The following is a 13,036-nucleotide window of genomic DNA, read 5'->3' as shown; positions in this document are numbered from 1 at the left end:
GGACAGAAGCGATAGTTTCCCTGAAATGCAGCCTGCCCGCCAATGGCAATGCCAAGCGACACCATAGCCTTGGCACCTGTGCTGGCGCTGGCGGCCACGTGGGACGGCGGCAATATGGACAATGATCGACGGGCCAAATGGCGAACTTGGCGGCAGCATGGCGATGCAGGTCAGCTGCGGATCTTGCTCATGCCCTTCATGGCAAGTCAAATGCCTTCATCACCAAGACCCGCGTCCTTCACCCCCGCCATCAGGCATGCAGTCGACCCGGTATAACGGCACATCGTTGACCACGACGCCACCGATTCCCAGTCTATCCCATGCCGAGAGCACCAAGGGCAGATCGCGTATGATTGTGCCGGCTTGATGACCGCCGCGTTCCCGCCAAACTCGAAGACCATCTTCTTTCTGCCGGCGATTGCCTTCAGCGCCCTACCTGCCTGCGGGCTTCCGGTAAACGAAAGCAGCTTGAGCCAGTCATCCCGGCTTAGCAGGGCCGCTGCAGCGCGCGACGCCGGCAGAATGGAAAAAGCTCCTGGACAAGCAGGTTCCCGCCAGCAGCTGGCCACTAAGCAGCGCGCCAAGCGGTGCGCGCGACGCCGGCTTCAGCACGAACGGGCAAATCATGGCACCGGCAGGCGCAATCTTGCGCGCGGCAGGATTGAGCGGAACGTTGAACGGGCTGATGAAACTGCGTGGCTCTACAGGCATCCGTTTCCAGATGCCGGACGCGCCTTTCGTCCGCTTGGCAATGTCAAGCGGCTGCATCTCGCCAGACATGCAGGTTCCTTCTGCTGCGATGCGAAAGGTGTCGATCAGACGGGTCACTTCCCTTCAGCGTCGTTGATCGGCTTGCCTGCCTCCACACACAGGACATGGACCAGATCGTCGAACCTTTGCCTGAACTGTTCGACGCCTTTTCCGAGCACCTCTCTATGAACGTTGGCGCCAAGCTAGACCATGGGTGCTCTTGCCGTGACCGCCCCTAAGCCGCCCCTGCAACCGCCCTGCAGCCGCCTTGTCGATCATCGTCTCTTCGACGAGTGCGGGTTTCAAAGGCTGTGTTACCCGTGTGTTTATCAGTCACCTCCACCGCCGCGCTGGCAAATTACACGCGATTGTTCAGGTAAAAGCGGGTTGATGCAAGTAGGGCCCGGATCCTCCTTGCCTCATCTTTTGCCATTCCGGTCGCCGTCATGACGCACGACCTTGGCCGCAGGTGCCCCCGACGCATTCATGTGTCTATGCCTGCTCATGTGACGCGGCAGCGCTCTCTTACTTGACGAACGCTGCAACAGCGGCAATTTGGCGGTCGGTTCTTCTGCCATGTGCAAAAGCCGGATGGGGAAAAAGGCCAGGTCGAGAAGAAGCCGGGTCGAGAAGAGGATGGATAATGCCAAAGCGCAGATCACTGGCCGTCAAAGTCACAGGGGCACTGGGCCTTGCCCTTGGCCTGCCTCTTGCCGGATGCGCAGGCACGGGCAACCTCGATGGTGCCCGCACTGCCGCCGGCACAGGCATTCCTTACGCGTCCACCTACGCTGCTTACCCGGGAGTTGCCACCGCGTTGGTCGGTGCGACGATTTTCGACGGTAACGGCGGGCGGATAGACGATGGTGTCGTCCTGTTCGAAGATGGCAGGATCGTGGCAACAGGCGAGCGCGCCATGGCGATTCCGGATCAATATCAGCGGATCGACGGCACGGGTAAATTCGTGACCCCGGGCATCATCGACGTCCATTCGCATCTGGGCGATTATCCGTCTCCTTCCGTCGATGCCCATTCTGACGGCAACGAGGCGACGTCGCCCACCACCCCCGAAGTGTGGGCCGAGCATTCGGTATGGCCGCAGGATCCTGGCTTTTCACGCGCTCTTGCCAATGGCGGGGTGACCAGCCTGCAGATCCTGCCCGGATCTGCCAATCTGATGGGGGGGCGTTCCGTCACATTGAAAAACGTGCCGTCGCGCACCGTGCAAGGCATGAAGTTTCCCGGCGCACCTTACGGCATGAAGATGGCATGTGGCGAAAATCCCAAGCGGGTTTATGGCAGCCGCAACACCATGCCATCCACACGGATGGGCAATTTTGCTGTCAATCGACAGACCTGGATCGACGCGCGCGCCTATGCCGATGGCGACATGAAAAAACGCGATCTGGGCAAGGAAACCCTGGCCGGTGTCCTAAACGGCGACATTCTGGTGCACAATCACTGCTACCGTGCCGATGAGATGGCGCTCGTCCTCGATATGGCCAAGGAGTTCGGCTACCGCGTGACGGCTTTTCACCATGCGGTCGAAAGTTACAAGATCGCCGATCTGCTGCGTGAAAACGACGTGTGTTCGGCAATCTGGGCTGATTGGTGGGGCTTCAAAATGGAATCCTACGATGGCATCCCCGAAAACGCGGCGCTGGTGCACAACGGCGGAGCCTGTGTCATTATCCATTCCGACGACGCCAACGGAATTCAGCGGCTCAATCAGGAAGCAGCCAAGGCACAGGCCGCCGGCCGCCGCATGGGTGTGGAGATATCCGACGCCGAGGTTGTCCGCTGGCTGACCGGCAATGCGGCCAAGGCGCTGGGTGTCGCCGATCAGACCGGAACGCTACAAAGCGGCAAGATGGCAGATGTGGTCTTGTGGAATGCCAATCCGCTGTCGGTTTATGCCCGTCCTGAGAAGGTCTGGATCGACGGGTCGCTGATGTACGATGCAACCGATCCGCGCCGCCGTCCGGTCAGCGATTTCGAACTGGGTCAGCCCGGCGAGGGAGACACGAAATGAGCAAGTTCACACGTCGGCTGACGCTCACACTTGCCGCTGCGACCGCTCTTGCAAGCGCGGCAACGCCGCTCGTTGCGCAGGATTTCGCCGTCACCGGAGCAACGGTTGCTACTGGCGACGCGCGCGATCGGGTCGGTCCCGGCACGGTGGTGGTGCGCTCCGGCAGGATCGTGGCAGTGGGACCGGATGTCGCGGTTCCCGCTGGCGTCACCGTCATCGACGGGACAGGCATGTGGATTACACCGGGGCTGTTTGCGCCTCTTACCGATCTTGGCCTGTTCGATGTAGGCGGTGTGCAGGAAAGCAACGATCGGGCAGCGAGAAACTCGACCTTTTCCGCAGCTCTTGACTATTCGGTCGCGGTCAATCCCATCAACCAGCACATCATGACCAGCCGCGCAGGGGGCGTAACCCGTGCTTCGGTAGTCGGTTACCCCGCCGGGTCCATCTTTGCAGGACAAGGCGCGCTTATCGATCTTGGTGCCGATCCGGACGTTGTGACGCGCGCACGCGCATTCCAGATGATCGCCATCGGCGAGACAGGTGCAAGGCTCGCCGGCGGCAGCCGCGTTGCTGTTCATGCGTTGTTGCGCAACGCTTTACGCGAAGCGCGGGAGTTCGGCGACCGCGCGCAGATCGCAGGCTCTGCCTCCCGGCCTGCGGAGATCCGCCGTGGCGACGATCTTCCTCTGGACCCACGTCTTGTCGACGATCTTGCGGAACGTGGCGATGATGTCGAGTTGAGCCGGTTTGATGCAGCCGCGCTCAGGCCGGTGGTCCAGGGCACGCAACCGCTCTATGTCGTCGCCGACCGCAGCGCCGATATCCTGCAGGCACTCGCCCTGCGGCAGGAATTTCCGAAACTGGACCTTGTGCTTGTCGGCGCGGCCGAAGGCTGGATGGTGGCTGATCGCATCGCTGCTGCCGGTGTGCCGGTCATCGCGCCGCCGCTGATCGACCTGCCCGAGCGGTTCGAACAGCTTGCAGCGACGCAGAGCAACATTGGCCGCATGGTCGATGCAGGCGTGACAGTGGCGCTCGGCCCGTTCATGGACATGGAGCAGCCGCGCAATGCCCCTCAATATGCAGGCAATCTCGTGGGTCTGCAGAACGTGCCTGGCGCAACCGGACTGACCTGGTCAGAAGCGTTCGCCGCCATCACCTCTGTTCCTGCGCAGATTTCGGGCATGGGTGGCCAGGCCGGCGTGCTTGCACCCGGGGCCCTTGGCGATGTGGTGATATGGGATGGTGACCCGCTGGAAGTGTCATCGACACCGGTACGGGTGTTCGTCGACGGCGTTGAACAACCGCTCACGAACCATCAGACCCGCCTTCGCGAACGTTACCGCGATCTCGACGAACAGACGCTGCCCAAGGCTTATAGCCACTGATCCGTCTGCACCCGCAGTGCGGGCGTCGGCCTTTTAGCATGCCGCAAGCTTTCAAAGGCCTGCGGCATGCGCGAAGGCCGGTTCAGACCCGCATCGGCATCAATACGTAAAGCGCAGGATTGTCGGAGCTCTGGCGGATGAGCGTGGGCGCGCCTGCATCGGCCAGGTGAAGCTCCACATTGTCACCCTCGATCTGCCCGAGGATATCTTTCAGATAATTGGCGTTGAAGCCGATCTCCAGTCCTTCTGCACCATAATCGGCGGCAATCTCCTCAGCCGCGGTGCCGTTGTCCGGGCTGGTGACCGACAGAGTTACGCGATCCTTGTCCAGCGTCATCTTGACCGCGCGGGTCTTTTCAGTGGCAATCGTCGCCACGCGATCAACGCCGGAAAAGAAGCTTTTGGGATCAAGCCTGAGCAATTTGTCGTTCGCGGTGGGAATGACCCGGCTGTAATCGGGAAATGTGCCATCGATCAGCTTGCTGGTAAGCACGATGCCGGCCTTGCCACTTGTGCGCGTCTGTTCACTCTCGTTATTTACAGCTTCGCCATCAACGCCGGTTGCGTTCGCGTTCGCACCATCGTGGCCAAGCACGAACCGGATCTTTGCTGCCGACAGGTCGATCCGCACGTCGCTGTCCTGCCATTCGTCAAGCAGCTTGCGCAATTCCAGCACGCATTTTCGCGGTATGATGATATCGGGCATGCCTTCTGCGCCATCGGGCCGCGGCAGGGTGAACCGCGCAAGCCGGTGCCCGTCAGTCGCGGCGGCTTTCAAGGCCGGCTGTCCGTCAGCGCCATCGTCAGTGACATGAAGGAAAATGCCATTGAGGTAGTACCGCGTCTCTTCTGTCGAAATGGCAAAGCGCGTCCGGTCGATCAATTGCGCCAGAACCGTCGTCGGCATGCGGAAGGAGGTCGGCAGATCGCCTTCGACGATGCTGGGAAAATCGTCTCGCGGCAATGTGGGCAGCTGGAAACGGCTGCGGTTTGCCTTGACTGTCATGCGGCTGTCGACATTGTCCAGACTGACCTGCGATCCATCCGGCAATTTGCGTATGATATCGAACAGCAGATGCGCTGAAACGGTAATCGCGCCGGGGTTTTCCACTTGGGCATCGCTCACCATCTCCACCACCTGCAGGTCAAGATCGGTCGCGGTGAGGCGCACGCCGCCATCAGCCGACGCCTCGATGAGCACGTTGGACAGGATCGGTATGGTATTGCGCCGTTCCACCACCGACTGCACATGGCTGAGGCTGTGGAGCAGGGTTGCGCGTTCTATCCTGGCCTTCATCAATCAGATCCCCTTTCGCCCGCATCATCCTGAGATGCGCAGCAAGTTCATTGCGGCCAGACTTTCTTAGCGGGCGGCCCGGGCGGAACAAGGCAAACATACCGGGAACACCGCGAACAGGAGGGGATAAAAGCTGCAAACACCACCGCTGCGTTCCCGGTCAACGAAGCATGTCGTCTTCCTGGCAACAGCCACAACAGCACCTTTGATGGCTGCGACTGTTCGGCTGATCTTGTTTGAACAGGATCAGGGCGGTGTTCTGCCCGATCAGTCGCATAAGATGGTTCAGAAGCTGTTGCGCACGCTCAAAGCTCACCGAGCCGTAACCGGATGCCGCCGTTCAAGGTAAATCCGTCAAGCGGCTGCCAGGCATCTACCGTCCATCTGCCGCTTGGGTCGCGTTGTGGCAGCAACAGCGGGTCGAATCTGGTCTGGCGGTTATTGAGCAGGTTCTCCGCATTGACGAACAGGCTGACGCGGCCAAGCACGATTTCACCCAGAATGCCCAGATGAACATAAGGACGGCTGCGCGTGCGATATGGGTTGTCGTCCAGCGTCTGCCTGCCTGTGTAATATGCCTCTATGCCGATGCGGCCCTTGCCATGTTCCTCCCACATGCCGACGAGCCCAGCCGTGTGGCGCGGGGTCAAAGGCACTTCGCGCCGGCCGATACCGGACGGATCGGGTTCGCTGGAATCCACAAAGACGTAGCTACCGGTGACAGTGAACCCGTCCTCTTTGTAACGCAGGAGAACCTCCGACCCGCGCACACGCGTGGTTCCGTCCACATTGACGAGACGCACACGGTCAGCGGCGGTTTCCACCAGTCGCGTGGCGTTTTCGATATTCGCCCCGAACCCAGTGACGCTGACTTCGAAGGGGCCGCGTGCATAGCCGACATCGAGCGAGGCTGTTGCCGCAGTTTCTGCCTCGAGCGCGCCCAGCGGTTCAAGGCGCGACAATCCTGCGGCCTCGATCTCGTCTACAAATGGCGTCGGAGCATAGAACCCGCCGCCAAGCGACCCGCGAACAGTCCAGAAACCCGGTCGGTAAAGCGCGGAAAGGCGCGGGCTGAACTGCGTGCCGAATTGGTCATGAAAATCAATGCGGCCGCTGCCGGCCAGGGTCAGATTGGGTGTGACCTCGCGCTCTACCTGCCCGAAAATGCCCGGAACATCATAGCTGTAATTGAAAGCCGGAAAAGTATCTGAATAAAAGCGGTCGGATTGAAACGCAACGCCGCCGACCCAGGCCGTTGCTCCGTCAGCACCGGAAACAGAGGTTTCTGCAAACAGGTTTTCATGCCGGTCATCTTCGACGACCGAGCCAAACCGATGAAGATGATCCTGACGCATTGCGGACGCGCGCAGATGCAGGATGACATCTTCGGCCACGGGCATTTCTGCAACCACGCCGGCATCGAAACGATCCGTATCCTGCGTCTGTGCAAAGGGAGTGCCGTCAGGAACGGTACCACCTGGTGCGGTGCCGCCAATGCGTTCTTCCATCATCGCGCCGAGCGTCAGGTAGACCGAACTGCCATCATCGCCGTCCCACTGCAGGCGCGGACGGGCCGTCAACCGATCATAGGCGGCAAGATCATACCACCCGTCACCATCTATATCCTGCCCCGTCTGGCGATGCGCCCCTGCGGTAAGCGACACCCCCATGTTGGTGTTAAGCGGCGCGGCGACATATCCGGTCAGATCCTGCCCGTCGCGCGTGGTCGCATTGGCCAGCACTTCGGCTTCGAAAATATCGCCGGGACGTTTCGACACCAGATTGATGACGCCGCCAAGCGCCGAAGGCCCATACAGTGCCGAGGCTGCACCCTTGATGATTTCCACCTGTCCCAGATCGGTTGGCGGGATCTGCAACAGCCCGAGCGATGCGGCCTGCCCGCCATAAAGTGGCAGCCCGTCGGCCAGCAATTGCGTGTAGCGCCCCTCCAGCCCTTGAATACGGATGTTTGCCGCACCCAGCGCAGGCGAGGTGACCTGCACCCTTACACCGCCTGTTTCGGCAACCAGCATGGCGATGTTGCCGGGGCGCATGATCGCCTTTTCCTCGATCTCCTCCCTGACGATCACTTCCACGCGGATCGGTTCGTCCTGCACGCGCCTGCGCGTGCGGGTGCCCTGGACGATGATGATCTCTTCGGCCTCATCATCTTGGTGAAGACCGGCGCCGTGCTCCTCATCGGCGACACCGATGGCAAGGCCCTGACCCAAGGCTGTCCCTGTGCAAAGCGGCGCGGCGAACAGTGCCGCAGCCGAACCGGCGAGTGCAACACGCAAAGCAGCGCAAGTCATGTGTTATCCTTAAGACCGACCTTGTGATTGGATCCGTCAGCCGTCGACGTCAGCTCCTTTCGAGCCTGCGCAAACACGTCGATGCTTCCCCAGACCGCCAGCCCCGCCATGATGCACGCAACCAGCAGATCGGGAACGGCGCTGCCTGTTCCAAACACGCCAAGCGCCGCCACCAGCACGGCGATATTGCCAATCGCATCGTTGCGCGAACAGATCCAGGCCGAGCGCATGTTGGCATCGCCATGCCGGAACCGCAGCAGCAGAAGCGCAACCACGATGTTGACGACCAGCGCGAGCGTGCCGATCAGCCCCATCGTCTGCGGTTCGGGGTCGGAACCGACGAAAAAGCCATAGATTGCGTAGCCGATCACCCACAGCCCGAAAGCCAGCATGGTCGCGCCCTTGAGCAGTGCAGCACGCGATCGCCAGTGCAACGCCATGCCGGCGACAAACAGGCTGATCGCATAATTGGCTGAATCGCCAAAGAAATCCAGCGCGTCCGCTTGCAGAGCGCGGGAATCGGCAGCAACACCAGCCACGATCTCGACCCCGAACATCGCTGCGTTTGCGAACAAGGCGAACCACAGCACCCGGCGCCATTGCGGATCATTGTTGCTCTCGCCTGTTGCTTCGGGGACTTCGCAGCAGGATTTCGCCATCATCAAGACTCTTGCAGTGGTGAACTGCTACGCCATATGAACCCTCTAGCAACTACAGGGTCAAGCGATGCGTATCGGCAAATTGGCAAAGGCCACCAACACCAAGGTTGAAACGATCCGGTTCTATGAACGCGAAGGCATTCTGCCTCCTGCCGATCGGACTGATGCGAACTACCGCGACTATTCCCCGTCGCATCTGGCGAAACTGACTTTCATCCGCCGCTCACGAAATCTGGGATTCAGCATGGCGCAGGTTCGATCGCTGCTGAAACTGTCCGACAACGACAATCATCCATGCGCGCAGGTGGACGCCATGGCGCGTGACCATCTTGAGGAAATCGATCGCAAGATCGCGGACTTGACCGCGTTGCGTGCCGAACTGGCGCATCTGCTCGGTTCGTGCAACAGCGACCGCATTGGCGAGTGCCGCATCGTCGAAGCACTGGGCTCGGCATGATGAGTTCAGTGGGCGAGGCAAGAGTATCAAAGAAAGCGCATAAACGGTGAGCGCGGCAGCCCAGACACAGACCTACACCATGGCCATCCCGCCGTTCACGTGCAGCGTTTGCCCGGTGATGTAGCCTGCCTCCTTCGACGCCAGGAATGCGACAGCGGCGCCGATGTCCGTGCCTTCTCCCATGCGGCCTGCAGGAATGCGGCGGTTCAGATCGTCCTTCTGCGCTTCCGGCAGATCCCGGGTCATGGCCGAGCGGATGAAGCCCGGTGCGACACAATTGGCCGTGATGCCGCGCGTGGCGAGTTCCTGCGCCAGGCTTTTGGTCATGCCTGTCAGTCCTGCCTTGGCTGCCGCGTAATTCATCTGCCCCGGATTGCCAGTAGTGCCGACCACACTGGTGATCGAGATGATGCGGCCAAATCGCGCCTTCATCATGGGTCGGGTGGCGGCGCGCATCAGACGGAAGGCCGCTGTCAGATTGATTTGCAGCACCGCGTCCCAATCCTCGTCCTTCATCCGCATCATCAACCCGTCACGGGTGATCCCGGCATTGTTGACCAGAATATCGATGCCGCCCAGCGTGTCGATGGTGGCAGGCACCAGCCGTTCCACGCTGTCACTGTCCGACAGGTCGCAGGTGATTTCGACATGATCGCCGCCATCCTCGTTCAACTCCTCGCGAAAGGTGCGCAGCTTGTCTGCATTCGATCCCGACAGCGCCAGCCGCGCGCCCTGAACAGCCAGGGCACGGGCAATTGCAGAGCCTATCGCGCCAGAGGCGCCAGTCACCAGCGCATTCATCCCGGTAAGATCGAACATCGTCAAAGCTCCTTTGCCAGCGTTTCGCAATCCTGCATCGTCACGATGCTGCGGGACTCGCAATCCTGCGTCGAGCGCGCAATCATCGGCGACAGCACCTTGCCGCCCAGTTCGACGAAATGTGTTACACCGGCAGCCGCCATACCCATTGCGCTTTCGCGCCAGCGAACCCTTCCTGTGACCTGTTCGACCAGGAGCCGGCGGATCTGGTCAGCATCGGCGACAGGCTGGGCAGTGACATTTGCAAACAATGGCAGATGCGGTGGCGCTGGCGCGGCAATCGCCAGCGCGTCTTCCATGGCGCGCGCCGCCGGTGCCATGAGCTCGCAATGAAATGGCGCAGAAACCGGCAGCAGCACGGCCCGGCGCGCGCCGAACTCCTTTGCCATGCCGATCGCCCGTTCGATGGCGGACACGTGGCCGGACAGGACGACCTGCGTGGGATCATTGTCATTGGCGACGGTGCAGACCTCGCCCTGCGCCGCAGCATCGGCAAGCTTTCCGGCGGTATCGACGTTTGTGCCGAGCAAGGCGCACATTGCGCCGATACCCACCGGCACAGCTGCCTGCATGGCCTGGCCGCGCAAACGCAGCAGCCGGGCAGTTTCGGCAAGGCTGAAAGCGCCTGTTGCGCAAAGTGCGCTGTATTCGCCCAGGCTGTGCCCGGCGACATATTCGCCCTTTTCCACCAGCGAAACACCAAATTCGTCTTGCAGCACCCGGACGATCGCCAGCGAATTTGCCATGATGGCAGGCTGGGCATTCTGCGTCAGCGTCAGTTGATCTTCTGGGCCGTTGCGCATGATCGCTGACAGCTTTTCTCCCAGGGCGTCGTCGACCTCTTCGAAAACATCGCGCGCGGCGCTGCTTGCCTCCGCCAGATCGGACCCCATACCGATTTTCTGGCTGCCCTGCCCTGGAAAAACGAATGCTCTCATTATCGTCTCCTGTATTCTTGCCGGGATTTTTGCCCGGTTATGGCGCGTCGCCTGTCGGAGCAAGCCCCCAAACATCACGCGCGCCGAACGGTACGATGCGATTGGCGCAGTCATGGCCGATATTCGCCCGGCCCAGGAACGGAACGCCGGCACGCCCGCACCAATATCGCGCGATGTCTTCCGCGTCCGCGCCGAACGGGCGGTCATTGTGGGGCACCTCGCTCACCCGGCCGAGCCGCAGTCCGGCAAGCTTCATCGCCGGCATCGCCGCGGCAAGGTGAAAGAACAGGCGGTCGATGGCGTAAAGATGTTCGCTCACCTCCTCCACCATGACGACATGTCCCGCCAAGTCCGGCATCAGCGGCGTGCCCACCAGCATGGCCAGCGTCGTCAGGTTGAACGCCGCCGCCGGACGCCCATCAAGCGTGGGTTCCAGCGTCGTGCAGTCCCCCGCCAAGAACGCAAACACCCGGCTAATTGCCGCGTTGCCATCGGCCCGTTCGACGTCGACCGGCATTGGCGCGTGGACCGGACGGCCGATGCCGTTGCGATACAGCCCCGCCAGCAGGTAACCCGCGTCCGAGCAGCCCAGATAGGCCTTGCCCCGCGCCGTCTCATCCATGCGGGCCAGCGCCTGTTCGGCAATGCGGCAGGCGCCATATCCGCCGCGGGCGAACCACACCGCATCATAGTCAGGGTCATTGGCGCAGGCGACCAGCGCGGCGACACGTTGCGCATCCGTGCCGGCGAAATGCCCCGCCCGCGCGAAGCATTGTTCATGGAATACAAGCGTGATGCCGGGTTGATCGCGTGCGAAATGTTCGACTTTGGCCGCGCTGCTGCGTTCGAACGGTCCCGATGGTGCGCAGACGACGATTTTTGTCATGTCGCCGGTGCTACTGCGCCGCTGCACGATTGCCAAGCGGCAGTGGAGGCAATAGCGCAGCGGTCATGACAGATGATGCCGACACTGACGCCCTCTTGTCCCGACCGCTGTTCCTGTGCGGGATAGGCGGATCAGGGATGTTGCCGCTTGCCATGATCCTTAAAGGGATAGGAGCCGACGTCGCAGGATCGGACCGTGGTTTCGACCAGGGGCGCGACGCTGCCAAATTCGCCTGGCTGGAAAGTCAGGGGATCATGCTGTTTCCGCAGGACGGCAGCGGCATTCGCGACCCGCGCCAGATCCTGGTGGCAAGCGCCGCGGTCGAGGACACTGTTCCCGAAGTCGTCCGTGCGCAAAAGCTTGGCTGCACGCGGCATTCCCGTGCAGAATTGCTGGCCCGATTGTTCAATGCCGCGCCGGAGCGGATCGGGATCGGCGGCACCAGCGGCAAATCGACCGTAACCGGCATGATCGGCTGGATCCTCGACCAGGCGGGACGCGACCCCACGGTCATGAACGGCGCGGTCATGAAGAACTTCGTCTCTGACCAGGCGCCATTTGCCAGTGCCCGCGTCGGCAAAGGCGATGCATTCGTTTCCGAAGTGGACGAAAGCGACGGCTCCATCGTGCTGTACCGCCCGTCAGTCGCCGTGCTGCTCAACATCAGCCATGACCACAAGAGCATGGCCGAATTGCGCGATCTGTTTGCGCGCTTTGTCACTGGCGCTGCAAAGGTTGTGATAAACGCCGATGATGACGAGATTGCGGCGCTGCCTCTTGCCGGGACGCAGGCCACGCGTTTCGCCATTGCCGATGCCGGGGCGGAGATCGGAATTGCCGCCGGGTCGATCGTTCACGAGCCTGCCGGCATCACAGCGACGGTGGAAGATCGGCGCACCGGCACCCGTCATGCCCTCCGCCTGCGCGTGCCCGGCATGCACAACCTTGCCAATGCGCTGGCTGCCATTGCGGCGGCAGATGCCACAGGCGTTGCAGTGAACGCATCTGTTGCAGCGCTTGCCGGTTTTACAGGGCTGCGGCGGCGGTTCGACATCATCGGCACATCGCCTGGCGGCATCACCGTCATCGATGATTTCGGCCATAATCCGGAAAAATGCGCGGCAACGTTGCGGACATTGAAAACGCATGAAGGCCGGGTACTCGCGTTCTTCCAGCCGCACGGGTTTGGTCCGCTGAAGCAGATGGGGCGCGAATTGGCATGCGTGTTCGCGCATGAGCTTGGCAAGGATGATACCGTGTTCCTGTGCGATCCTGTCTATTATGGCGGCACGGTGGACCGCTCCTGCGGTTCAGCGCAAGTGGTCGCCGCCATCAACCAACAAGGCGGCTGCGGCGAATATCTGCCTGACCGCAACGCCTGTGCAGACCGGATCGTGGCTCTGGCCCGACCGGGCGATCGGATCGTGGTAATGGGCGCACGCGATGATACGCTTGGCCGCTTTGCACAAGAGTTGCTGGACAGGTGCGCCTGAGC

At 61.4% G+C, this 13,036-nt stretch carries 10 protein-coding genes and 1 pseudogene; 4 read left to right on the top strand and 7 right to left on the bottom strand.

All coding sequences use genetic code 11. From position 1 onward, the window contains the following. Positions 1–365 precede the first annotated feature (365 nt). A pseudogene (locus RM533_RS01275) lies at positions 366–1,093 on the bottom strand (aldehyde dehydrogenase family protein); the annotation flags it as partial. 300 nt (positions 1,094–1,393) lie between these two features. Between RM533_RS01275 and RM533_RS01270 the strand changes: the two are divergent. After that, entirely contained in the window at positions 1,394–2,782 is a 1,389-nt protein-coding gene (locus tag RM533_RS01270; protein ID WP_311339371.1) for an amidohydrolase, read from the top strand. Beyond that, positions 2,779–4,173 (top strand): amidohydrolase family protein, encoded by a 1,395-nt coding sequence (locus RM533_RS01265; protein WP_311339370.1) that lies wholly within the window; start codon positions 2,779–2,781, stop codon positions 4,171–4,173. Before RM533_RS01270 ends, RM533_RS01265 begins: the two co-directional genes overlap by 4 nt. A gap of 82 nt (positions 4,174–4,255) precedes the next feature. Here RM533_RS01265 and dnaN read toward each other — a convergent pair whose 3' ends face one another. From dnaN to RM533_RS01250, 3 genes are all read right to left on the bottom strand, one after another. Then, a complete protein-coding gene (dnaN, locus tag RM533_RS01260; protein ID WP_311339369.1) occupies positions 4,256–5,470 on the bottom strand; it encodes a DNA polymerase III subunit beta in 1,215 nt (404 codons plus the stop codon). 305 nt (positions 5,471–5,775) lie between these two features. Then, a complete protein-coding gene (locus tag RM533_RS01255) occupies positions 5,776–7,782 on the bottom strand; it encodes a TonB-dependent receptor plug domain-containing protein (protein WP_311339368.1) in 2,007 nt (668 codons plus the stop codon). Beyond that, positions 7,779–8,441, bottom strand: coding sequence for a cation efflux transmembrane domain-containing protein (locus tag RM533_RS01250; protein WP_311339690.1), 663 nt, complete (start codon positions 8,439–8,441; stop codon positions 7,779–7,781). Before RM533_RS01250 ends, RM533_RS01255 begins: the two co-directional genes overlap by 4 nt. Positions 8,442–8,508: 67 nt before the next feature. Here RM533_RS01250 and RM533_RS01245 point away from each other — a divergent pair, with 67 nt between their 5' ends. After that, positions 8,509–8,898: a MerR family transcriptional regulator gene (locus RM533_RS01245; RefSeq protein ID WP_311339367.1), complete on the top strand. Its 390-nt coding sequence runs from the start codon at positions 8,509–8,511 to the stop codon at positions 8,896–8,898. Between the two features lie 72 nt (positions 8,899–8,970). On the opposite strand, the gene fabG is transcribed toward RM533_RS01245, so the two are convergent. Genes fabG through RM533_RS01230 form a run of 3 tightly spaced genes read right to left on the bottom strand, consistent with a single transcriptional unit; the run spans position 8,971 to position 11,541 of the window. Continuing rightward, positions 8,971–9,717 carry a 3-oxoacyl-[acyl-carrier-protein] reductase gene (gene fabG, locus RM533_RS01240; RefSeq protein WP_311339366.1) on the bottom strand — a complete coding sequence of 249 codons (747 nt, stop codon included), beginning with the start codon at positions 9,715–9,717 and terminating at the stop codon, positions 8,971–8,973. A 2-nt stretch (positions 9,718–9,719) separates the two neighbouring features. Further along, complete coding sequence (gene fabD / locus RM533_RS01235; RefSeq protein ID WP_311339365.1) at positions 9,720–10,655, bottom strand: ACP S-malonyltransferase; 936 nt, start codon at positions 10,653–10,655, stop codon at positions 9,720–9,722. A gap of 37 nt (positions 10,656–10,692) precedes the next feature. Beyond that, positions 10,693–11,541 carry an LD-carboxypeptidase gene (locus RM533_RS01230; protein WP_311339364.1) on the bottom strand — a complete coding sequence of 283 codons (849 nt, stop codon included), beginning with the start codon at positions 11,539–11,541 and terminating at the stop codon, positions 10,693–10,695. 65 nt (positions 11,542–11,606) lie between these two features. Here RM533_RS01230 and RM533_RS01225 point away from each other — a divergent pair, with 65 nt between their 5' ends. After that, a complete protein-coding gene (locus RM533_RS01225; RefSeq protein ID WP_311339363.1) occupies positions 11,607–13,034 on the top strand; it encodes a glutamate ligase domain-containing protein in 1,428 nt (475 codons plus the stop codon). Positions 13,035–13,036: the final 2 nt, after the last annotated feature.

This window comes from Croceicoccus esteveae (genome assembly GCF_031846435.1).
In the GTDB taxonomy this organism is placed as follows: domain Bacteria; phylum Pseudomonadota; class Alphaproteobacteria; order Sphingomonadales; family Sphingomonadaceae; genus Croceicoccus; species Croceicoccus esteveae.
This window is presented reverse-complemented; position numbering and strand designations above follow the sequence as displayed.